This window comes from Labedella populi (assembly GCF_004078655.1).
GTDB classification, from domain to species: domain Bacteria; phylum Actinomycetota; class Actinomycetes; order Actinomycetales; family Microbacteriaceae; genus Labedella; species Labedella populi.
This window is the reverse complement of record NZ_RZNC01000009.1, coordinates 15,745-38,234: the sequence shown is the minus strand read 5'-3', so window position 1 is coordinate 38,234 and position 22,490 is coordinate 15,745. Positions and strand designations below refer to the sequence as shown.

Sequence of the window (22,490 nt, the reverse complement as noted above, 5' to 3'; positions counted from 1 at the left end):
GGGTGATGCAGCGCCGATCGGACGAGCAGGAGGTTCTTCCTGCTCTAGCATTTCTGACACGACACGCCGTCGTGCCGACACGGAGGGGGCCCATGCCGCTGCACGCTCACGGCTCGACCATGCGGACGCGCCTCGAACTCTTCACTCGTGGTCAGTTGCCGTTCGTCGTCATCTTCATCCTCGTGGCGCCCCTCGTCGTCCTCTCGGGCGCTGCCTCCCACCATCCGCGAGCGTTCCTCGCGGGGACCGTGGTCGCGGTCGTGTCGACCGTTCTCGGTCTGGTCGTGCCCTGGGAGCGTTTCGTCGGGCAATGGATCGTGTTGATACCGGTCCTCGATCTCGTCTCGGCCGCCCTCATCTACCTCGCGAGCCACGAAACGCTCCCCGAGGCGTTCCTCCTCTGCGTCTTCCCGGTGCTGTGGCTCGGCTACGGCTTCCACCGCTCGGGTTTACTGGTCGCGATCGCCGGTGCGCTCCTCGTCTCGCTCGTCCCGCTCGTGGCTCACGGTGAGATACCCGACAGTCCTCTCGAATGGGGACGAGCGATGATCCTCCCGCTCACGGCGGCGCTCGCCGCGATCTGGCTCAATCGACTGTCGCGGCTCCTGCTCGAGCATGCGGGACAGATCGAGCGCACCTCGAACGATCTGTTCGAGTCGGTCGTGGAGCTCGAGGACCGTAAACACCTCACCGAGGCTCTCATCGACGCGGTCGATGTCGGTGTCATCTACTACGACGGCGACGGGATGGTCCGGCACATCAACGCGACCGCTCGCGACCTGTTCCGCACCGCAGGCAAACCCGAGGGCATCGACGATCGGGCCGCGCGGCTCGTCTTCGGTCCGGATCGCCTCACGCCCGTCCCGCCCGAGCGGCAGATCCCCGCTCGGGCGCTCGCGGGAGAGCACATCGCCAACGAACTCGTCTGGATCGGAGAACCGGGGAACCAGCGAGCCGTGCTCGGCTCGGCGCGGGCCGTCACCCGTGACGACGGCAGCCGTCTCGGGACGGTCGTCGTCGCGCACGATGTCACCCAGCTCGCCCACGCCGTGCAGATTCGGGAGGACTTCCTGCTCTCGGTCTCCCATGAACTGCGAACACCGCTCACCTCGATCGTGGGTTACATCGACCTCATCTCCGACGTGACGGACTGGAAAAAGGCCGGCATCGAGCGCGAATTCGAGGTCATCACCCGCAACGCGAATCTGCTTCTCGCCCGTATCGAGGATCTGCTCCGGCTGCCTCACGCCGAAGTCGCCATCGAACCCGTCACGGTCGACGTCTCCCGGCTCGCCGAACGGAGTGTTGAGGACGTGGCCCCGCGGGCGGACTCGAGTCGGGTGAGGATCGATGTTGACGTCGCGCCGCCCGTGATCGCTGACGTCGACGAGGGGCGATTCCGGCAGGTCATCGACAATCTGCTCTCGAACGCCGTGAAGTACACGCCCCCGGGAGGGGTCGCCGCCATCTCGCTGCGAGAGATCGAGGGAGTCGCGGAGCTCCGCGTGAGCGACACCGGCGTGGGGATGTCGCCGGAGGAGGTCGCCCAGCTCTTCGACCCGTTCTACCGCGCGAGGCAGGCGCGTGACGGTGCGGCGGGCGGCTTCGGCATCGGGCTCTCCATCGCACACGGCATCGTCGAGGCCCACGGCGGAACGATCGGGGTCCAGAGCGAGCCGAACGTCGGAACGACGGTCACCGTACGCGTGCCCGCGCGCGTCGTCTCGAGTACGTCCGAGGGCTGACGAAGACCACCCCTCCCACTTCGCAGGTTGGGTGTCTAGCATCGACGGATGCGAGAGGGGACGACGGCTTCGGCGCGGTTGCGCGCACTGGACGGCGTGCGTGGGGTCGCCGCGTTCGTCGTCGTCGTGTACCACGTGAGCCTCATCGCCCGTCCGTTCGCGTCGGGAGGCGGTCGCGCGGAGGCGGTCTGGACCGGCGTGACCGAGTCCCCTCTGAAACTCCTCTTCGCGGGCACCGAGGCGGTCCTCGTGTTCTTCGTGCTGAGCGGCCTCGTGGTCGCCCTCCCGCTCGTGCGGCGCACGACGTCGTGGGCCGCGTTCTTCGCGTCGCGGCTCGTCCGGCTCTACGTCCCCGTGTGGGGAGCGCTCGTGTTGGCGGTGATCCTGATCCACCTCGTGCCACGGCGATCGGGCGCCGTCACGACCGGCGAGTGGATCGACGAGGCGAACGCGTCGACCGTGACCGTCGCCTCGTTCCTCCGCGAGGCGAGCCTGATGCCTGCGAGCTATGACATCGTCAACACGCTGTGGTCGCTGCGCTGGGAGCTCGTGTTCACGGCGCTCCTCCCGGTCGCCGTCGGCGTGTCCCTCCTGTTGCGACGCAGCGTCGGCGCCCTCGCGCTCACAGGTGTCGCGGCGGCGGCCGCGACGGTCGTCGGTCGCGTCATCGGCGTCGACGCGCTCGTCTACCTGCCCGTCTTCCTGCTCGGGACCCTCGTAGCCGTGCGGCTCGACGACCTGCTCGCGTGGGCGCGCCGGCGCCCGCGCCCGATCCTCTGGTCCGTGACCGGGTCGGGATCCGCCCTGTTGCTCATCGCGAGTTGGCTCGCCCGGCCGATCGCCGCACCGCACACCCTCGTCTCCGAGGTCTTGTGGGGATTGGCGGGGCTCGGGGCGCTCGGTCTCGTCCTCGTCGCCGTCTGCTCGGCCGCGGCGGAGCGCGTGCTCTCAACCCGGATCCCGCAGTGGCTCGGCCGCGTGTCGTTCAGCCTCTACCTGGTGCACGTCCCCGTGCTCGCGACGATCGCCTATGCCCTCGGCGACCGGTCGTGGTGGATCGTCGGCCTCATCGGTGTGCCCGCGAGCCTTCTCCTCGCCGAGATCTTCTTCCGGCTCGTCGAACGACCGTCGCACACCCTCGCCCGGCGCACCGGTCGTGCCGTCGGTCGCGCAGCCGACGCGCTGCGGGCGCGCCGTGACCGTCGCGTCGTCACGCCCACCGTCACGCCCACCGTCACGCCCGCCGGCGCGACCGTCGTCGCGCCGCCCGGAGGCCGCGGGCCCAGGCCCGAGTGACCGCGAGCGGATCGAACGATCGCGCCGACGCCACAGCGTTCCGACGCATCGCCGCGATCCGCTCGTCGGGAAGGCTGACGAGTTCCTCGATCGCGGCGGCCATCGCGTCGACGTCACCGGCGGGGACGACCCAACCGTTCCACCCCGATCGGATGATGTCGGCGGGCCCGTACGGCACGTCGTACACGATGGGGAGGCACCCGACGGAGAGAGCCTCTGCGAGGACGAGGGGGAACCCCTCCGACGTCGAGGTGAGGAGCAGGAACGACGCATCGGCGAGCCGCTCACGGGCATGGGGGTCGAATCCTCGGAGCCGCGCGAAATCGCGGGCCTCCAACCGATCGACGACCGCTTCGAGCGTCGCACGCCGCGGACCCTCTCCATACACGTCGAGGGTCACGGGGCGACCGGCCCCCGCCGTCGTGAGAACGCGCTGAGCGGCGACCGCCCGGACGGCGTGGCTGACGCGCTTCCGCTTCTCGAGTGATGCCAGCATGATGCCCGCGGTGATGTCGCGGGGCCGGGTGAGCGCATTCTGCGAGGCACGGCCGGGCACCTCCTCGCGCACATTCCGTACGACGATGACGTTGTCCTGCGGGCCGAGCAGGGCTTCGACGTCGGCACGCTGCCGCTCACTCAGGACGGCGACCGCATCGAACGCCGCGAGGTTCTCGAAGACGCGGCGCCGCGACTCACGCAATCGCCCCATCGGCCGTTCGGTCCCCTCGAGGTGCGACGCGTGCACGAGGTGAACGGTCGTGACGTGCGGGCGTCGGTACTCCGCGACGAACGGGGCCACGGTCTTGCTGTCGACGATGAGGAAGGTCGGACGCCGGGCGGACAACCGATCGAGCCACGCGGCGTACAGGTGCCAGATGCGGCCCCACGACCGCACGGGGCTGCCGCTCTCGTCGCACAGCACGATGGAGCGGCCACCGCCCTCGATGTCGCGGCGATCGCTCACGAGCAGAGTGCCATCGAGACGGTAGTGGTCCGTCTGCAGGGCACGAGCGCCGTCCTCCGACCACCGTGTGCGGCTGAGCACCGTGCCGCCGCGGCGGATCTCGGTCGCGCCAGGCCCCGGTCCGAGGGGAAGCGGTGAGAGCGGGTGCCGGTCGAGTCGGAGGGACCCGCCGGGGAGCGGGTTGTCGCGCAACCAGTCCCAGAGATTGAGGAGGCGCATCCCGTCGATGAGCTCTCCGCGCTGACGCAATCGGCTCTCGAGAGTCGGGTAGTCGGCCTGCTCGTCGAGAGTCAGGACGTCGACACGCACGCCGCCGTGGCGGACGAAGGCGCGCGTCCGCGCGAGCAGAGCCGCGGTCATGCCGCCGTACCCGTCGGAGACGGACCAGGTGAGAGCGAAATGCCGCCCGGTGGGAAGGAGCCCGCGAGCGGCGCGGGTCCGATCCGTCACGACGGTGTGCAGCCGCTGCATTGCTCGCCGCGCGATCGCGGCGGGCGAGTCGGCCGCTCGTCGTCCTGCTTGTCCTGCTTGTCCTGCTCGACCTGTTCGCGCCGCCGTCATCCACTCGTCCCCTCTCGCGAAGTGATCGCGTCGCCAGCGCGCCCCCGACCGTGTCGCCGATCACCTGCAAGCCGTCCACGTTACGCGGAATGCCCGGGGCGTGCACCGACCGGTCGTCCACGGTCGTTCGCGCCCACCGTTCGCGCCCACCGTTCGCGCCGACCGTTCGCGCCGACCGTTCCCGCCGACCGTTCCCGCGGACCGTTCCCGCGGGCAGGCGCCTGCACTAGCGTTGAGGCGTGGACCCGCTGAAGAACCACGTCGACGAAGCCGGGCGTCGCCCGTGAGCGAGGATCGTTTCGCGACGGCCGTCGCCGCGCTCTCACGCCCACACGACGGGACGGGTTCGCTCACCGAACCGATCCTCGAGGTCATCCCCGTGTCGGGCGTCTCGATCTCCACGATCGGCGAGGTGCTCGGTTCTGAGACGGTCGAGGCCAGCGACTCCGTCATCGGGCGGATCGATGAGTTGCAGTTCGACCTGGGCGAGGGGCCGTGCTGGGACGCACTGATCGGTGGCGTACCAGTCCTTGAGCCCAACCTCCGGCGTCCCGTCCGGGAATGGCCGGCGTTCTCGGCCGCGCTGCGGCACGAGCAGGACATCGGCGCGATCTTCGCCTTCCCGTTGAGTGTCGGGTCCTTGCGGTTGGGAGCGGTCGACCTCTACAACGATGACCCGCTGCGGCTCGACGAGGCCACGACCGATCAGCTCATCGTGTTCAGCGGGCTCCTCGGGCGCCGTGTCCTCGAACGCGCGATCCGGCTCTCGGGCGACTCCGAGGACGGAGTGACCTCCCGACACACGCGTCGTCTTATCCACCAAGCGACGGGTTTCGTGATCGCGCAGCTCGGCGTCTCGGCCGACGACACCGTGCTGCTCATCCAGGCGCACGCATTCGCGAAGGGCGAGAGCATGGCGGACGTCGCGCAGCGTATCCTCGACCGGACGCTCACCTTCACCGTCACGGGCGCACGGATCGAGGGGGCGCGGTGATCGAGTCGACCCGGGAGCAGCAGCTCCTCCAGGTCTTCGTCCAACTCGCGGACACTCTCGTCGCCGACTTCGACCTCGTCGACGTCCTCCAGATGCTCGTCGAGACGTGCCAGTCGACCTTCGATGTCGCCGCTACGGCTCTCCTTCTCGACCCCGGCGACGGCGGGCTCGACCTCCTGGCGTCGACGAGCGAGGAGAGCCGCACCGTCGAGCTCATGATGCTCGCGGCCGACGAGGGGCCATGTCTCGACGCCTTCCACCGGGGCGTCCCGGTCAGCGTCCCCGACCTGCGCGACGGCGAGGACTGGTCCCGCTTCCGTTCCGTCGCCCTCGACAACGGGTTCACCGGTCTCCACGCCCTCCCGATGCGGTTGCGCGATCAGAGCATCGGCGCCCTGACTCTCTTCGAGAGCGGGCCGCAGTCGCTCGGTGAAGCCGACATCCAGGCGGCGCAAGCGCTCGCGGACGTCGCGACGATCGGGATCCTGCAGGAACGGGCAATCCGAGAGAACCGACTGGCCCGACGGCAACTACAGACGGCGCTCGATTCGCGCGTCGTCATCGAGCAGGCCAAAGGGGTCGTGGCCTACACGCACAGCGAGGGGATGGACGAGGCGTTCCGTCGCATCCGCTCGTACGCGCGGGAATCGCGCCGCGCGCTCACCGAGGTCGCACGCGCGATCGTCGAGCGCGAGATCATCGTCTGACCGTCCCGGTCGCTCGCCGGGTCGATCGTCGTCGGGCTCGCGGCGGATGATGTCAAGCGGTCCGGTCGATGCGAGCGCGGCCGCTCTCAGACGTTAACGTTAGATCGACGGTACTCGGCTCGATTCGGAGCAGCCGAGTGTCGGCACAGCTCCGCCGCACCGAAGCCCGCACCGGTATCACCCGCATCCGAACCCGTCCCTGACCTGGAGGTCGCACGTGGAAACCTGGCCCGGAACCGCCTACCCGCTCGGAGCGTCCTATGACGGCGGCGGCACGAACTTCGCCCTCTACAGCGAGGCGGCGGAGCGCGTGCAGCTGTGCCTCTTCGATGAGGACGGGACGGAGACGTGTGTCGACGTCGTCGAGGTGGACGCGTACGTGTGGCACTGCTACCTCCCCAACGTGCAGCCCGGCCAGCGTTACGGCTACCGCGTCCACGGCGAATACGACCCCGAGAACGGGAAGCGTGCGAACCCGAACAAGCTCCTGCTCGACCCGTACGCGAAGGCGACGACCGGTCAGTACGACTGGGACAACGCGCTGTTCTCCTACAACTTCGGCGACCCCGACTCCCGCAACGACGAGGACTCGGCCCCCCACTCGATGCTGAGCGTCGTCGTGAACCCGTTCTTCGACTGGGCCGGCGACCGCAAGCCGCACACGCCGTACTCGGACACCGTCATCTACGAGGCGCACGTCAAGGGCCTCACCGAACTGCACCCCGAGATCCCGGAGGAGCAGCGCGGCACCTACGCGGGCCTCACCCACCCCGTCGTCATCGACCACCTGAAGAAGCTCGGCATCACGGCGATCGAGCTCATGCCGGTCCACCAGTTCGTTCAGGACTCCACGCTCGAGGACAAGGGCCTCGCGAACTACTGGGGCTACAACACGATCGGTTTCTTCGCGCCGCAGAACACGTACTCGGCCACGGGTGAGCTCGGCCAGCAGGTGCAGGAGTTCAAGTCCATGGTGCGCGCGATGCACGCCGCCGGCATCGAGGTCATCCTCGACGTGGTCTACAACCACACGGCGGAGGGCAACCACATGGGCCCGACGCTGAGCTTCAAGGGCATCGACAACGAGGCCTACTACCGCCTCGAGGAGAACGACAAGCGGTACTACACCGACTACACGGGCACGGGCAACACGCTCAACGTGCGTCACCCGCACTCGCTCCAGCTCATCATGGACTCGCTGCGCTACTGGGCCAACGAGATGCGCGTCGACGGCTTCCGCTTCGACCTCGCGTCGACCCTCGCCCGCGAGTTCTACGATGTCGACCGCCTGTCGACCTTCTTCGAGCTCGTGCAGCAGGACCCGGTGGTCTCGCAGGTCAAGCTCATCGCCGAGCCGTGGGACGTGGGCCCCGGCGGCTACCAGGTCGGCAACTTCCCGCCCCAGTGGACCGAGTGGAACGGGAAGTACCGCGACACCGTCCGCGACTACTGGCGCGGCGAGCCCTCGACGCTCGGCGAATTCGCTGCACGCATCACGGGTTCCGCCGACCTCTACGAGAATTCGGGCCGTCGCCCGTTCGCGTCGATCAACTTCGTGACCGCTCACGACGGCTTCACGATGCGCGACCTCGTCTCGTACAACGAGAAGCACAACGACGCGAACGGTGAGGACAACAACGACGGCGAATCGCACAACCGCTCGTGGAACTCGGGTGTCGAGGGCGAGACGGACGACCCCGAGGTGCTCGGACTGCGTGCGCGCCAGCAGCGCAACTTCCTCGCGACGCTGCTGCTCTCGCAGGGTGTGCCGATGATCCTGCACGGCGACGAGCTCGGCCGCACGCAGGGCGGCAACAACAACACGTACGCGCAGGACAACGAGATCAGCTGGGTCCACTGGGACAAGGCCGACGAGCCCCTCATCGAGTTCACGGCGGCGGTCTCGCGACTGCGTCGCGAGCACCCGACGTTCCGTCGCGGCGGCTTCTTCGACGGCAAGCCCTACGAGCGCGAAGAGGGCGACCCCTTCCCCGACATCGTCTGGCTCGACGCCGACGGCTCGGAGATGAAGGAGGAGGACTGGGGTGCGGCGCTCCAGCGCACCGTCGGCATCTACATCAACGGTGGCAGCATCCGGCAGCGCGACCGCCGCGGTGCCGCCATACAGGACGACGACTTCCTGTTGTACTTCAGCGCCGACGTCGAGGACGTCGAGGTGACGATTCCGCCGGCGTCGTTCGGTGCGGCGTGGGAGGCCGTCGTCGACACCGGTGAGGAGGCGGTCGACGGTCCGCCGCTGGCCGCGGGAGCGAAGCTCAGGCTCGCGTCGCGGTCCCTCGTGGTCCTGCGCGCGGCGAGCGAGCCGGAGACGGAGCCGGACCACTCCGTCGCCGCCTCGCTCGCGATGCGCACCTCCGCGATCCCGGTCATCGGCACGCAGCCGCCCGAGTCGAACGGCTGACCCGCCGCCCCCTCTCCGCGCACCCCTCCAGGCTGCCTTCATCCACGAGATACAGCTTTTGAGCGCACATACGCCGGTGTACCGGCGTATGTGCGCTCAAGGGCTTTCGGGGGGTCGGTTCGTGGGAATTGCGGGGTTTCGGAGGGCCGGGTGTCGTGGGCGCAAGGGGGTGAGCGCACCCGTGTCGCGCGCCTAGCGTGGGAATCGAGGCGCCGGTCCGTGGCGTCGGAAACGGAGTGACCATGAGTTCGATCAGTCCCGACGGCATCCGCTGGAACGACGAGGCGCGCGCCAAGATCCTCAACGACTCCGATCGCGTCCTGCGCGAGGCGGTGCTCGACGTCGCCTCGACCCACGCCGACGGCTCCTGGGAGGATGCGTTCGCCGAGTTGAACGCACGCCTCAAGGACCGGTTCATCGACTTCGAGCCCGGGCCCGACCTGCGCCGCTACGCCGAAGCCATCGCCGCCGGCGAGATCGAGGGCGCGTCGGGCGGCTCCGTCGCTCCTCCAAGCGACTCGCCGGCCGACACCGACACCGACACCGACACCGACACCGACACCGACACCGACACCGACACCGAGGCCGGTGGCGGGGCGTACGGCGACCGCACGGCAGACCAGATCGCCGCGGACGAGGGACTCTCCGAGCCCGTTACCCCCGAGTCCGACGGCTCCGCTCCCGATTCCGAGGCGGGATCGACCCCCGACTCCGATGACGCGTCGTCCGTCACCGACGGCAATGCGACGAGCGACATCACGAAGACCGGCGAACCGACCGACTGAGCACGAAGCGCCGAGCACGCCGCGAGTGAGCACGAACGGCCGCCGCGACGAGACCGTGCGCGGCGGCCCCGACGACACTGACAGCCGGACGACACTGACAGCCCGACGATACTGACAGCCCGACGACACTGACAGGATGACCGCATGAGAATCGCCGTTACCGGAGGATCCGGAAAACTCGGTCGCACCGTCGTGAGCACGTTGCGCGACGAGGGCCACGACGTCGTCAACCTCGATCAGCACGGCGAACGCGGAGACGGCTTCGTGCGGGTCGACCTGTCCGATTACGGTCAGGTCGTCGACGCGCTCGCCGGCGTGAACGACCAGCACGACGGGATCGACGCCCTCGTCCACCTCGCCGCGATCCCGGCGCCGGGCCTGCACAGCGACGTCGCGACGTTCCACAACAACATGAACGGGACGTTCCACGTCTTCTGGGCGGCGCATCGCCTCGGTATCGAGCGCATCGTCTACGCGTCGAGGGAGACCGTGCTCGGTCTCCCGTTCGACGTGCCGCCGCCCTACCTCCCGATCGACGAGGAGTACGCGGCGCGTCCCGAGAGCGTCTACTCGCTCGTGAAGCACCTCGAGGAGCAGCTCGCGATCGAGCTCGTGCGCTGGGATCCGAAGCTCTCCATCACGGCGCTGCGCTTCTCGAACGTCATGGACCCGGAGGACTACGCCGCGTTCCCGGAGTTCGACGAGGACGCGCGGGCGCGGAAGTGGAACGCGTGGGGCTACATCGACGCGCGCGACGGCGCCCAAGCCGTGCAGCGGGCGCTCGAGACGGCCGGTCCCGGCTTCGATCGATTCATCATCGCGGCCGCCGACACGGTCATGACGCGGCCGAACGCCGAACTCGTCGCGGAGGTGTTCCCGGAGGTGCCGATCGTGCGTGACCTCGGCGAGAACGACACCCTCTTGTCGATCGACAAGGCACGACGGGTCCTCGGATTCGAACCGCGCCACACCTGGCGTGACCACGCCTGAGTCTCAGGTTCAGGGGAGCGCGCGCTGGTAGCCTGAGCGGGTGATCGCGTACCTCGAGATGCTCGTGCGGTTCTTCACCGCGGCATTCGAGGTGTCGGTGTCCGCGCCGTCGGTCACGACGATCGCCGTCGTCGGTGTGCTCGCCCTCGCGGCGGGTGCCGCAATGACCACGCGAGCGGTCATGCGCGTCGTCGCGGCGCTCCTCGGGTCCACGCCGACCGATCGTGCCGTGGAACCGCCGCCCGTCGTGATCGTCTGCGCGCAGGACGACCCGACGACCGAGGGACACCCGCGTCCGCGAGCCCCGGGACGGCTCGTCCCGGCTGTCGCCCGCTGATCCGACCGTCTCGCTGACCGCTCGTCCCGGTGGGACGCGGCGAGTCGCGCGGTCTCTAGGCCCGCCGAGGTCCGATGCTGCGCCATCGCGCCATCGACCCCGACCGACGACAGCCATACGCCTCCGTTCCGTATGACCTCGTCACACAGTCAGGATCTCTCGTGAACCCCTATGAATTCGGCCCCATCGCGGCCGTGCTCGACGCCGCATACGCGGTTGTCATGTCCCTCAGCTCCCTCCTCGAACCCGTCGCCGGCACCGCCGCTGCGGCGCTCGCCGTGGTCCTCGTCACCCTCGTGGTGCGGGGGGCTCTCATCCCCGTCGGTGTCTCCCAAGTGAAGGCGGCGAATGCGCGCAAGCGGATCGCGCCGAAGCTCGCCGAACTGCAGAAGAAGTACGGGAAGGACCGCGACGCGCTCAGCCGCAAGACCCTTGAGCTCTACCAACGCGAGAAGGTCTCGCCGACGGCCGGGTGCCTCCCGATGCTCCTGCAGATCCCGGTCGTCTCGACGATCTACGGCCTCTTCATCGTCGTGACGGTCAACGGGCATCCGAACGCGCTCCTGAGCGAGCGGCTGCTTGGAATGCCGCTCGGTTCGAGCTTCGCGAGCCTCGCGACGACGGGATCCCTCGACGCGGGAACCGTCGTGATGGCGGCGATCGCCGTCGTCGTCATCGCGGTGACGGCGCAGCTGTCGCGGCGGATACTCGCCGAGCCCCTCCCCGGGACCCCGGGCGGGCCGCCCGCCGCACCCACGACACCCGGCGCTCCCGATCTCACGGGGGTGATGCGGACGTTGAGCTTCCTGCCGTTCATGACGGCGATCGTCGCTCTCTTCGTCCCGCTCGCGGCGACGCTCTACCTCGTCGTGACGACCGTCTGGACGTTCTCGGAGCGGTGGATTCTTCGGCGGCTCCTGCCGCCCGCCGACGCGACGAGCCCGGGAACGGCGCCGGTCCCCGCCTGACGAGGCGTCGGCGGCCGTCGTGCGTCAGCCGTCATGCGTCGGCCGTCACGCGTCAGGCTCCGGGCCTCGGGAGGGCCTCGGGAGGGCCTCGACCCAGCGCGCGAGGTACGCGCCGGTCGCCGCGAGGAACGTGTCGGACAGGTCGTGGCCGAGCAGCGGGTGCTCGGCGGTCGTGAGGCGGCTGTGCGGGGGAAGGAAGTAGGCGACGCGCTGCACGTCCATGAGCGTGATGGCCTCGTCGCGCAGTCCCCGCATCCAGTACACGGGCGGCCGGACGTCGAGGAGTTCGTCGTCGCCGGGCTCGTCGCCGGTGCCGAGCAGCGCCGCGATGAGGACGAGCGTGTCGAGGGCCAGCGGCGCCCGGCGCATCATGTGGACGGCGACCGCTCCGCCCTGGGAGTAGCCGACCACCGCGACGGCGCGGCGGGGGGCGGTTTCGCCGGTCGGCGCGTGGTCGGCGATCCATGCGAGCACGGCGTCGGCCGCCGGGGCGACGTGCTCCGCCGTCGCTTCCCTCGCATCGAGTCCGACGCTGAACCACGAGAATCCGTCCGGGCGCGGAAGCAGCCCGCGGAGCGACACGGCGACGACGTCGTCCGGCAGGAACGGGAAGAGCCGCGTGAGGTCCTGCTCGGTCCCACCGCGCCCGTGCAGCAGCACGACGAGCGGGGCGACCCCGTCGTCCGGCCGCGACCAGACGGCCGCCTTCTCCACGTTCATCCCCTCACCTTGCCAGACCCGCCCCTCTCCCTCCCCTCCACCTAACCCCCCTGAACACTTCCTATGTGCTCGAATTTTCGTGCACATAGGAAGTGTTCAGGGGGGTGAGAGGGGGGTTAGAGGGGTTGCCAGGTGGGTTTGTGGGCGAACGCGTAGCGGTAGTAGTCCGCATCGCGGAGTGCTGACGCCGCCGCCTCATCCACCACGACCGTCACGTGCGGGTGCAACTGGATGGCCGAGCCGGGGAGCGATGCAGACACGGGGCCCTCGACGGCACCCGCGACCGCCGCGGCCTTCTCGGCGCCGAACGCGAGCAGCACGAGGTGCCGTGCGCTGAGGATCGTGCCGAGCCCTTGCGTGATGCAGTGCATCGGCACGTCGTCGATCGAGTCGAAGAAGCGCGCGTTGTCGGCGCGCGTCTGCTCGGTGAGGGTCTTCACTCGAGTGCGCGAGGCGAAGGACGACCCCGGCTCGTTGAATCCGATGTGGCCGTCGGTTCCGATGCCGAGGATCTGCAGATCGATGCCGCCCGCTGCGGCGATCGCCGCCTCGTAATCCTCCCCCGCGTGCTCGATGCCGTCGTCGCTCCCATCGGGTGTGCGGATGAACGCGGGATCGAGTCCGAGTGGCTCGACGACCTCGCGGCTGATCACGGAGCGATACGACTCGGGGTGCGCCGGATCGATGCCGACGTACTCGTCGAGGGCGAACCCGCGCACCCGCGACACGTCCACCCCCGCAAGGCGCGGCTGCAGGGCGCGATACACCGGAAGAGGAGTGGACCCCGTCGCGAGCCCGAGGACCGCATCCGGTCGTCGCCGCAGGAGACTCACGATCTCGTCGGCGACGAGGGCGCCGGCGGACTCCGGGTCGGTGACGATGATGACTTCAGCCATGGCAGTGATCTTTCCGTGTGAATCGAGCGGTGAATCGAGCGGTGGGTGGAGCGGCGGGTCGAGGTGACAGGATCGAGGAATGACCGTGCCGAAGTACCGTGAGCTCGCCGAGGCTCTCCGTGCGGAGATCGTGCGCGCGCCCGTCGGCTCGCCCACCGCGAGCGAACGGCAACTCGCGGAGGACACCGGCGTCTCCAGGATGACAGCGCGGCGGGCGATCGACGAACTGGTCCGCGAGGGGCTGTTGACGCGACAGGTGGGACGCGGGACCTTCGTCGCCCGGCCCGTCGTGAGCGTGCCGCTGCAACTCACGAGCTTCACTGAGGACATGCTCGCCCGCGGCTACACGCCATCGAGTTCCGTGCTGCACGCCGGACTCGTGCCGGCGGACGAGCACGTCGCGTCGGTCTTCGGCCTCACTGTCGGATCCGACGTCATGCTGCTCGCACGCTTGCGCCTCGCCGACGGCGTGCCCATCGCCATCGAGCGCAGTCATCTGCGGGCGCGGCTCCTCCCGGGCATCGAGGGCATCGACTTCCGCCACGAGTCGCTCTACCGCGTGCTCATCGAGGAGTACGGCGTGCGCTTCGAAGCGGGGGAGCAGGTCATCAGGTCGGCGATCGCTCGCCCGGCCGATGCGGAAACGCTCGAGATCCCCCACGGCTCCGCTGTGCTCGAGCTCGTGCGCACGTCGGTCTCCCACGGCGAGGTCATCGAGTGGACGACCTCGACGTACCCCGGTTCCCGCTTCGAACTCTCCGCTCGGATCGCGCCGGTCACAGTTCAGGGATCCGCGCCGCGAAGCGCGCTACGAGTTCGTCGTTGAAGCCGTCATTCCCAGGCATGTTGGCGCTGCGCCACCGCGGCGCGTCGGGCGCGATCTCGTAGAGCTCGCGCAGGATCATCGTCCACACCGTCGTCGTGGCGAGGCTCGATACTGGCGCCGTCACCGGTGCATCGGGCGGCCACGTCGCGTCTCCCGGCGGCACGGCGGTGTCGATGACGATGTCCGCGACCTCGATGAGCGACCGCGCGGCGCGGCGCGGCGCGGCGAGCCCCGCCGCCGGGGACGTGATTGCGACCACTGTGGCGCCCGCCTCGGCCGCGACCTCGGCGATCTCCACGGGGAACGGATTCGTCCCGGAATTGGAGAACACGACGATCGTGTCGGCCGCGGTGATGCCCGCTCGTCGCGCTTCCGCCTCCCCCAGACCGGACTCGCGTTCGGCCGCCGTCGCGAGACGCGCCCCGGTGAAGGGCAGAACGCTCGGGTGCCAGAGCGGGCGGACGAACGCGAGCCCGCCGGCGCGGAAGAAGGTCTCGAGCACGGCCGCCATCGAGTGACCGGCGCCGGCCGGCCGGACGAGTCCGCCCTGCTCGGCTGTCCGAGCGATGGCCTCGGCCGCCGCGCGGATCTCCGCGGCGTTCCGAGCGACGACGTCGGTGACGTAGGAGCCGAGGTCGTTCACAGCCATCCCTTCGCCTCCAGCGCGTCCTCGAGGCGGGCACGCACGTGCTTCACATCGACGAAGCTCGTGATCGGCACCGCGACGGGCGCGATGTCTCCGACCTCGGACAGGTAGCTCGCCTGGGCGATCACGAGGTCGACTCGGCGACCGCGCGCCGACCCCACGTCGGAGTGGTCGATCGTCGCGTCGATGCCCATCTGTTCGAGCGCCTTCTGCGCCGTGGTCCGGAGGATGAGGCTCGAGCCCATCCCCGCACCGCACACAGCGAGCACCGACAGCATCTCCGGGCGCGGGATCGCCGCATGAGCGGCGCGCGCCGTCCGCCGTGACGACGCCGCTCCGGCCGTGTCGCCCGCCTCCGAGCCGTCGGCCGGATGGGCGGGATCGGGAACGGTGACGGCGGCCGGTGCAGAGGCGTCCGCGTTGCCCGCGGTGCCCGCGGTCTCGGCGTCCGCGTCGGCGTCCGCGGGTTCGTCGCGGTGTCGGCGCCCGAGAGCGACGAGGATCAGCACGGTCGCCGCGACGACGATCCCCGCGATCACCCACAGCGTCCACGCGCCGAGCGGGGCGAGAAGCGAACCGAGGCCCGCGAGCAACCACCCGACCACGAACCAGTCGGAGTCCGCGAGCGTCGCGAGTTCTGGTGCGGTGTCGCCCCAGACGCCCCAGCCGATCCACTGCCCGAACGCGAGGACGACGCCGTTGAGCACACCACCGAAGACCGCACCGCGCCAGCCGGCGACGGCGTTGCCGAAGACGCCGCCCGCGCCGCCGCCGAAGAAGAGCATGATCATGGGCGGAACGAGGACGAACCAGCCCATGCTCGCGAAGAGTCCCATGAGCAGCAGGAACACGACGGTCGATGAGAGGAAGCCGAGCATCACGGCCGTCGGTGCTTGCGTGAAGGTCACCGGCAGGTCGAGGGCCGGCTTCGCTCCGGGGAGGGCACGCTCCGAGAGCCCCTTGAACGCGGGGACGATCTCGGACAGGAACATCCGCACGCCGAAAAGGAGGATCGCGATTCCCGCGGCGAACCGGAGGGCTTGCAGGAGTGCCCACACGCCGGGCAGGACCGTCGCGTCGCCCATCTGCTCCTCGAGGACCGTCGCGTCGGCGAAAGCGATCGCGACGAGCATGATGACGCCGATGACGAAGGCCGTGGAGACGTTGATGTCCTTGAAGAACGACAGCGCGCGCGGCAGCTTCAGGTTCTCGGAGTCGTGCCGCTTCGGGTCGCCGAGGCGGAGCGCCTTCGCCCCGTAACCGGCGGCGATCGCGATGGTCGAGTCGGTGTGGGCGAGCCCGACTTGTTCGTCGCCCATGACCTTCCGCATGAGGGGAGCCGTCCAGAGCGGCTGGAGCACCCAGTAGCAGCCGATGAGGAGCGAGCCGACGGCCGCGAGCACCCAGCGGTTCACGTCGCCGAAGGCCTCGACGAGGCTCGCGGCGATCACGACGCTCATCCAGTACATGAGGTGGCCCGTGAGGTAGACGAATCGCGCGGCACGGAACAGGCGCACGAGCAGCAGGTGGACGAGGAATCCGCCCGCGATGATGAGTGGGACGACGGAACCCTGGCCGGCCCCGAAGTCGACGAGCGTCGACTCCGCCCTCGGTGGTTCGAGGCCCATGGCGCTCGCCACGATGACCTGGAAGCTCGACAGTCCACCGACGAAGATCTCGACGCCGATGTTGAGGACGACGACGCCGATCGTCGCGCGTAGACCGCCGGCGATGACCTGTTCGACGGGCTTGCGCTGCAACGCGAGCCCGACGATCGCGATGATGCCGATGAGCACCGCGACCTGGCTGAACAGGTTGTTCGTGATGACTTCGACGATGTCCTCGAAGGTCGACATGGGAGCTCCTGTCCTGGGACGGCGGGGAGAGATGACGGGGATGCACAAATGGTATAGCCCACTTGTTTCCGACATGCTACGACTGGAACTGGCTCTGGGGAAAGCCCTCCTGCCTAGCGCCCGTTCACGGCTCTGGCAAGGCGCTGACGTCGGCGGGCGCCCGACGTAGCGTGAAGGACATGACTGATCAGAGCAGCACCGGTCCCGAAGGCGTCGATCCCGAGCTGGCCCCGGACGGACTCGGCACCGGTGGATTCGGAGACGACGGCGTCGGCACAGCCCTTCCGGGCGACGACGCGAACGACAGCGCGACCGCGACCGGCGGCGGCTTGCCCGACGGCCGCGACGGCGCCGACGGCCCCGACGGGGCCGGAGAGCGCACCGACGATCCCGGAGCGGGCCGCCAGGGCCCGATGGTCGACGACGCGTCGATCGACTGGAGCCAGCTGGACGGAGCGGGCGACGGAGCCGGCACGGGCGCCCCCGCCGGACTCCCGACGGACGCGCAGCCGACGGACGGCGAGGCGCCGGCTCCCTGACGGTGACGGCGTCGAGCACCGACGGGGGTGGAAGCATGAGTACTGAGGACGGGTCGAGTGATTCACTCGAGGCGGTCGACGCCTGGTGGCGCGCCGCGAACTATCTGAGCGTCGGGCAGATCTACCTCATGGGCGACCCCCTCCTGCGGGAGAGTCTGCAGCCCGACAGCATCAAGCCCCGGCTCCTCGGGCACTGGGGGACCTCTCCCGCGCTCAGCCTCGTCTATGCCCACCTCAACCGACTCATCGTGGAGAAGGGGGTGCCGACGGTCTACGTCTGCGGCCCCGGGCACGGCGGTCCGGCGATGGTCGCGAACGCGTGGCTCGACGGCACCTACTCCGAGTTGTTCCCCGACGTGACGCTCGACGAGGCCGGTCTCCGGCGACTCGTGCGGCAGTTCTCCTTCCCGGGCGGGATCCCCTCCCACGCCGCTCCCGAGACACCCGGTTCGATCAACGAGGGCGGTGAGCTCGGCTATTCCCTTATGCACGCGTACGGCGCGGCCCTCGACAACCCTGGCCTCGTGGTCGCGTGCGTCATCGGCGACGGGGAGGCCGAGACGGGACCGCTCGCGACGAGCTGGTGGGGCAACGCGTTCCTCGATCCGCGCTCGGACGGCGCCGTCCTGCCGATCCTCAACCTCAACGGCTACAAGATCGCGAATCCGACAATCCTCTCGCGCATCCCCGAGACGCAGCTCGTCGAGTTCTTCCGCGGCCACGGCTACGAGCCGATCCTCGTGAGCGGGGGCTTCGACGGTGAGGATCCGATGCTCGTGCACCGGAGTTTCGCCCGGGCGCTCGACGACGCCTACGACCGCATCTGCCGGATCTGGACGAGTGCACGCGACGCCGAGACGCTCGACGACCGCACCGCCGACCGCACCGCCGACCGCACCGTCGAACGACCGCCGATGATCGTCCTCCGCACGCCCAAGGGGTGGACCGGTCCGGCGGAGGTCGACGGCGCCCCGGTCGAGGGCACGTTCCACGCGCACCAGGTGCCGCTCTCCGGAGTGCGCGACAACCCGGACCACCTCGCCCAACTCGAGCGATGGCTGCGGTCGTATCGTCCGGAGGAGCTCTTCGAGTCCGATGGTTCGCCGTCCGCCGTGCTCGATGCGCTCCGCCCCGTCGGCGGACTCCGGATGAGCGCGAGTCTGCACACGAACGGCGGAACCGTCGAACCGCTCGTGCTCCCCGACATCGCCCCGCATGCGGTGGCGGTCGACCCCGACGGCGACGGCGCCCGCACGGAGACCGCGGGCGCGACCGGGGTGTTCGGAGGGTGGTTGCGCGACGTCGTCGCGGCGAACCCCACGACGTTCCGGCTCTTCGGCCCCGACGAGGTGGCGTCGAACCGACTGCAGGCGGTGTTCGAGGAGACCGATCGCGCGTGGCAGCTGCCGACGGTGGCCACGGACGAGCACCTCGCGACCGACGGCCGCGTCATCGAGGCGCTGAGCGAGCACCTCATGCAGGGCATGCTCGAGGGCTACCTGCTCACCGGCCGCCACGGTCTCATCACGACGTACGAGGCGTTCGTCCACATCGTCGATTCGATGTTCAACCAGCACGCGAAGTGGCTCGAGTCCGCGGCGGGCGTACCGTGGCGCAAGCCCGTCCCGTCGCTCACCTACCTGCTCTCCTCCCACGTGTGGCGGCAGGACCACAACGGCTTCTCACATCAGGACCCCGGCTTCCTCAACGTCGTCGTGAACAAGCAGGCCGACGTCGTGCGGGTGTATCTGCCGACCGATGCGAACACGCTGCTCGTCACGATGGAGCACGTCTTCCGCACCGAGGACCGCATCAACGTCGTCGTCGCGGGGAAGCAGGAGCAGCCCGCGTGGTTGTCGCTCGAGGAGGCGCGCGCCCACGTCGATGCCGGGCTCGGGCGATGGGACTGGGCCGGGACGGAGCTCGACGGGGGAGACGCGGCCGACTCCGATTCGGGCGTGGATCCGGACGTCGTGCTCGCGTGCGCCGGAGACGTGCCGACGCTCGAGACGATCGCCGCCGCTCAACTGTTGCGTCAGCGCGTGCCGGGTCTGCGGATCCGCGTCGTGAACGTCTCCGATCTCATGAAGCTGCAGGACCCGGATCAGCACCCCCACGGCTTGCCCGACGAGGAGTTCGACGCCCTCTTCACGCGGGACAGGCCGGTGATCTTCGCGTTCCACGGCTATCCGACGCTCGTGCACCAACTCGCCTACCGCCGGACCAATCATGGCAACATCCATGTGCGCGGCTTCGTCGAGAAGGGGACGACGACGACTCCCTTCGACATGGTCCATCTCAACGACCTCGACCGGTACCGTCTCGCGCTCGACGTGTTGCACCGCATTCCCGGGCTCGAGGGAAAGCCGGGGATGCGGAGGCTGGCGGACGAGTGGCACCTCGCGCGCACGGAAGCGCGCGCCTACGCCTACGAGCACGGCGAGGACCCGTCGTGGATCACCGACTGGCGATTCGAGCGCTAGCTGGTCGAATCGAGGGGGAGGTTGTCGCGCGCCCAGGCGCCGAGGTCGGTGAGCACGGGGAGGAGTCGCTCGCCGCTCTCGGTGAGTGCATAGCTGACGGTCACCGGCGGCCCGGGGGCCACGCACCGGGAGAGGAGCGCCGCCTCCGCGAGTTCCGTGAGTCGGTCCGAGAGCACCGCGTCACTGATGCCGCCGACGGCCCGCCGCAAAGCGGCGAAGGAGAGCGGGCCGCGACCGAGCACCTCGATGATCATGCCGTTCCACCGCTTGCCGAGGATCGAGAAGGCGTGCGTGACGGACGCGTCGCACATGTGCACGTCCCCGCGTGACTCGCCTTGTTCTCCACCGCCTCGGTTCGCCATGACACGATTGTAGCGTGCTAGCTTTAGCGGAGTCGCTCTGAAAAACAGAGTAATGACTCCTCACTCGCACTTCCTTCCGATTGGACGAACAGTGACCCTCTTCCGCCTCGACGCCAGCATCATGCCCGCCACGTCCGCCAGCCACGCACTCGGCGACATCGTGGAGGAGCAGTGGGTCTCGGCCCACCCCGATTCCACCGTCCTCCGCCGTGACCTCGCCGCCGACCCCATCTCGGCGACCGCGTGGCAGAACTCCGTCGTCGGTCGCTTCACGCCCGAGGCCGACCGCACGCCCGAGCAGCGAGAGGCGATCGCCCTCGCCACGACTCTCGCGGACGAACTCGTGAACGCCGACGCGATCCTCTTCGCCATCCCGCTCTACAACTACGGCGTCTCGCAGCACGTCAAGACGTGGTTCGACCTCGCCTACACGGACGAGCGCATCAACCCGAGCGGCACGGCGTTGAACGGCAAGCCCGCGACCCTCGTCACGGTGCTCGGCGGCAACTACAACCCGGGATCGCCGAAGGAGGGCTGGGACCACTCCACACCGTGGCTGCGCCGCGCCTTCGCCGACGTCTGGGGCCTCGACCTCCGCGTCGTCCAGCGGCCCTTCACCCTCGTGGGTGTGAACCCGGCGATGGACGCCTTCACCGACATCGCCGCCGAGATCAAGGTCCAGGCCGAGGAGCAGGCCCGCGTCTCGGGCCAAGAGATCGCGGCACGTCGCGGCCAGGGCTCCGCGGCGTAGGTCCGCGCAGCTCGCTCTCCGGTCCCTGAGCCCTCGACGAGCTCAGGGACCGGATCCCGCTACAGCGCGAGCGCCAGCCGGTCGAGGTTGAGGAAGTTCGCGTCGCCCGGGCCGTACGACACCGTGATGGTGTTGTGCCCCGGCACGAGGGTCGCCGTCGTCGACACGGCCGCCCACGCGTCCCATTCCGACGTTCCCGCGAACGTCACGGATGTCGCGGCGCCGCCGTTGACGCTCAGCGAGCGCACCGCGTGCCCGGCGGCCGCGGCGTAACGCAACTCGACGGGGTAAGTCCCGCCGTCGACGACGTTGACGTGGAACGTCACGCTCGTCCCGCTCGCGTTCCAGCCCGCGAGGTAACCGCGGCCACTCCGACCGGCCGCGGTGCTCTCCGAGTCGACGCCGTCACGCACCGCGTTCTCGGCCTCGTAGACCCCCGACCCCTCGACGACGCCGGTGTAGCCGTCCGGCGCGGCCTGCTGCAGGATCGCGACGGTCGCTCCCGCCGCGAGGCTCTGCAGCGCCGTGGTCGAGAGGTCGGGCGTCGGGGCCGTCCAGTCGTAGCCGCCGACGCCCGCAGCGTTGACGTGGTTCGCCGCCTGGGTCGCGTTGTCGGTCAGGAGCTGTTCGTATTGCGTCTGGCCTGCCTCGTCGATGAGCGCGCGGATGTTGCGGGTGAGGATCGCCTTGAAGCCGCCCGTGTCGTCGATGCCCTCCCGCAGGAAAATCCCGGACGAGGTGAGGTTCGCGACGGCCCAATCGACGGCGTCGGTCGCATCGTCGAGGTAAGCCGATGAACCCGTGTCGAGGTAGAGCTCGAGAGCGGCCCCCGCGAAGTTGCCCTGGTTGTAGGTCCAGTCCCAATCGGTGTACTGCCCGGTGCCCGCCACGTGATCACGCAAATGGCCGGCATTGTTGAAGTTCGCGTCGAGCCAGTCGTACAGGCGGACTGCGGTCGCGCGGTAGGCCGGGTCCCCGGTCGCTTCGTAGAGCCGCATCGCCGTGTAGACGGCGGTCGCGTTCGTCGCGACGTTCTTCTCGTTGCGTGACCCGTCTCCGACGTCGACGTTCTTCCACCAGATCCCGCCGCCGTAGGTGGTGTCCTCGTAATCGGCGATGAACGCGAACATCGTCTCGGCGGCGGTGAGGTAGTCGGGGTCACCCGTGAGCTCGAAGGCCCGAACGCTGCCGCGGGCCCACCAGCCGATGTCGTCGTTCCAGTCGTTCTCGCTGAAGTCGGGGTACTGGGCCTGGAAGCCGGCGAAGACGTCGTCGATGAGTTGGCGCGATTGCGCGTCGCCCGTGCGCTCGTAGCGGTCCATGACCATCTCCCAGAGCTGCGCCTCCCACCAGTAGTCGGTGTACAGACCGCCTTGTGGCCCGTGGGCGTGCTCCGGATGGATCTGGTGGTCGCTGTAGGTGAAGAAGTAATCCGCCGAGTCGTCCCAGTAGACGTCGAGGAAGTCCTCGAACGCTTCTGTGGCCTGGTCGGCGGTGAATGCTGAGGCCGGGGTCGGTGCGTGGGCCGGTGCCACGAGAGCCAGGGCGGCGACGGCGGTGATCACGAGCCGTGAGATCGTCTTCACTGTTCCTCCTTGAACAATAAAAGTATATTGAAAGCTAGTGTCGTGCTCAGAGCGGC

20 protein-coding genes are annotated in these 22,490 nt (G+C 69.2%); 13 read left to right on the top strand and 7 right to left on the bottom strand.

Going from position 1 to position 22,490, the window contains the following annotated elements; translation table 11 throughout:
• The first annotated feature begins 92 nt into the window (after positions 1-92).
• Together ELQ92_RS15800 and ELQ92_RS15795 are read left to right on the top strand one after the other, a co-directional pair.
• The gene (locus ELQ92_RS15800) at positions 93-1,745 is read left to right on the top strand and encodes a sensor histidine kinase (protein WP_166426822.1); all 1,653 of its coding nucleotides are present in this window, start codon (positions 93-95) and stop codon (positions 1,743-1,745) included.
• A 48-nt stretch (positions 1,746-1,793) separates the two neighbouring features.
• On the top strand, positions 1,794-3,041 hold the full coding sequence (locus ELQ92_RS15795) for an acyltransferase family protein (RefSeq protein ID WP_128500275.1): 1,248 nt from the start codon (positions 1,794-1,796) through the stop codon (positions 3,039-3,041).
• Here the strand turns inward: ELQ92_RS15795 and ELQ92_RS15790 are convergent.
• Entirely contained in the window at positions 2,980-4,566 is a 1,587-nt protein-coding gene (locus ELQ92_RS15790) for a glycosyltransferase (protein ID WP_128500274.1), read from the bottom strand. The genes ELQ92_RS15795 and ELQ92_RS15790 overlap by 62 nt on opposite strands.
• Positions 4,567-4,849: 283 nt before the next feature.
• On the opposite strand from ELQ92_RS15790, the gene ELQ92_RS15785 reads away from it, so the two are divergent.
• The 7 genes from ELQ92_RS15785 (at position 4,850) to ELQ92_RS15755 (ending at position 11,769) form a co-directional block, all read left to right on the top strand.
• Entirely contained in the window at positions 4,850-5,560 is a 711-nt protein-coding gene (locus ELQ92_RS15785; protein WP_128500273.1) for a GAF and ANTAR domain-containing protein, read from the top strand.
• Positions 5,557-6,267: an ANTAR domain-containing protein gene (locus ELQ92_RS15780; protein WP_341811650.1), complete on the top strand. Its 711-nt coding sequence runs from the start codon at positions 5,557-5,559 to the stop codon at positions 6,265-6,267. The genes ELQ92_RS15785 and ELQ92_RS15780 overlap by 4 nt, the downstream gene beginning before the upstream one ends.
• 217 nt (positions 6,268-6,484) lie before the next feature.
• Complete coding sequence (glgX, locus tag ELQ92_RS15775; RefSeq protein ID WP_128500272.1) at positions 6,485-8,689, top strand: glycogen debranching protein GlgX; 2,205 nt, start codon at positions 6,485-6,487, stop codon at positions 8,687-8,689.
• A gap of 242 nt (positions 8,690-8,931) precedes the next feature.
• Positions 8,932-9,474 (top strand): hypothetical protein, encoded by a 543-nt coding sequence (locus ELQ92_RS16665; protein WP_243695080.1) that lies wholly within the window; start codon positions 8,932-8,934, stop codon positions 9,472-9,474.
• Positions 9,475-9,618: 144 nt separating this feature from the next.
• Complete coding sequence (locus ELQ92_RS15765) at positions 9,619-10,464, top strand: NAD-dependent epimerase/dehydratase family protein (protein WP_128500271.1); 846 nt, start codon at positions 9,619-9,621, stop codon at positions 10,462-10,464.
• Positions 10,465-10,504: 40 nt separating this feature from the next.
• Positions 10,505-10,801, top strand: coding sequence for a DUF6412 domain-containing protein (locus tag ELQ92_RS15760; protein ID WP_128500270.1), 297 nt, complete (start codon positions 10,505-10,507; stop codon positions 10,799-10,801).
• Positions 10,802-10,962: 161 nt separating this feature from the next.
• On the top strand, positions 10,963-11,769 hold the full coding sequence (locus tag ELQ92_RS15755; protein WP_128500269.1) for a YidC/Oxa1 family membrane protein insertase: 807 nt from the start codon (positions 10,963-10,965) through the stop codon (positions 11,767-11,769).
• Between the two features lie 45 nt (positions 11,770-11,814).
• Here the strand turns inward: ELQ92_RS15755 and ELQ92_RS15750 are convergent, their stop codons facing one another.
• Together ELQ92_RS15750 and ELQ92_RS15745 are read right to left on the bottom strand one after the other, a co-directional pair.
• On the bottom strand, positions 11,815-12,489 hold the full coding sequence (locus ELQ92_RS15750; protein ID WP_166426821.1) for an alpha/beta hydrolase: 675 nt from the start codon (positions 12,487-12,489) through the stop codon (positions 11,815-11,817).
• A gap of 116 nt (positions 12,490-12,605) precedes the next feature.
• Positions 12,606-13,385 carry a glucosamine-6-phosphate deaminase gene (locus tag ELQ92_RS15745; protein ID WP_128500267.1) on the bottom strand — a complete coding sequence of 260 codons (780 nt, stop codon included), beginning with the start codon at positions 13,383-13,385 and terminating at the stop codon, positions 12,606-12,608.
• A 79-nt stretch (positions 13,386-13,464) separates the two neighbouring features.
• Here ELQ92_RS15745 and ELQ92_RS15740 point away from each other — a divergent pair, with 79 nt between their 5' ends.
• On the top strand, positions 13,465-14,211 hold the full coding sequence (locus ELQ92_RS15740; protein ID WP_128500266.1) for a GntR family transcriptional regulator: 747 nt from the start codon (positions 13,465-13,467) through the stop codon (positions 14,209-14,211).
• On the opposite strand, the gene ELQ92_RS15735 is transcribed toward ELQ92_RS15740, so the two are convergent.
• On the bottom strand, positions 14,162-14,860 hold the full coding sequence (locus ELQ92_RS15735) for a sugar isomerase domain-containing protein (RefSeq protein ID WP_128500265.1): 699 nt from the start codon (positions 14,858-14,860) through the stop codon (positions 14,162-14,164). The two genes, ELQ92_RS15740 and ELQ92_RS15735, sit on opposite strands and share 50 nt — an antisense overlap.
• Entirely contained in the window at positions 14,851-16,713 is a 1,863-nt protein-coding gene (locus ELQ92_RS15730; RefSeq protein WP_128500264.1) for a PTS transporter subunit IIC, read from the bottom strand. Before ELQ92_RS15730 ends, ELQ92_RS15735 begins: the two co-directional genes overlap by 10 nt.
• A 179-nt stretch (positions 16,714-16,892) precedes the next feature.
• Between ELQ92_RS15730 and ELQ92_RS15725 the strand changes: the two genes are divergently transcribed.
• Both ELQ92_RS15725 and ELQ92_RS15720 read left to right on the top strand, forming a co-directional pair.
• Positions 16,893-17,252, top strand: coding sequence for a hypothetical protein (locus ELQ92_RS15725; RefSeq protein ID WP_128500263.1), 360 nt, complete (start codon positions 16,893-16,895; stop codon positions 17,250-17,252).
• A gap of 35 nt (positions 17,253-17,287) precedes the next feature.
• Positions 17,288-19,735, top strand: a complete 2,448-nt coding sequence (locus tag ELQ92_RS15720) for a phosphoketolase family protein (protein WP_128500262.1) — start codon at positions 17,288-17,290, stop codon at positions 19,733-19,735.
• Here the strand turns inward: ELQ92_RS15720 and ELQ92_RS15715 are convergent.
• Positions 19,732-20,097 (bottom strand): winged helix-turn-helix transcriptional regulator, encoded by a 366-nt coding sequence (locus ELQ92_RS15715; RefSeq protein WP_128500261.1) that lies wholly within the window; start codon positions 20,095-20,097, stop codon positions 19,732-19,734. The genes ELQ92_RS15720 and ELQ92_RS15715 overlap by 4 nt on opposite strands.
• A 91-nt stretch (positions 20,098-20,188) precedes the next feature.
• Between ELQ92_RS15715 and ELQ92_RS15710 the strand changes: the two genes are divergently transcribed.
• Positions 20,189-20,848 carry an FMN-dependent NADH-azoreductase gene (locus ELQ92_RS15710; protein WP_128500260.1) on the top strand — a complete coding sequence of 220 codons (660 nt, stop codon included), beginning with the start codon at positions 20,189-20,191 and terminating at the stop codon, positions 20,846-20,848.
• Between the two features lie 59 nt (positions 20,849-20,907).
• Here ELQ92_RS15710 and ELQ92_RS15705 read toward each other — a convergent pair whose 3' ends face one another.
• On the bottom strand, positions 20,908-22,434 hold the full coding sequence (locus ELQ92_RS15705) for a glycoside hydrolase family 76 protein (protein ID WP_128500259.1): 1,527 nt from the start codon (positions 22,432-22,434) through the stop codon (positions 20,908-20,910).
• Positions 22,435-22,490 lie beyond the last annotated feature (56 nt).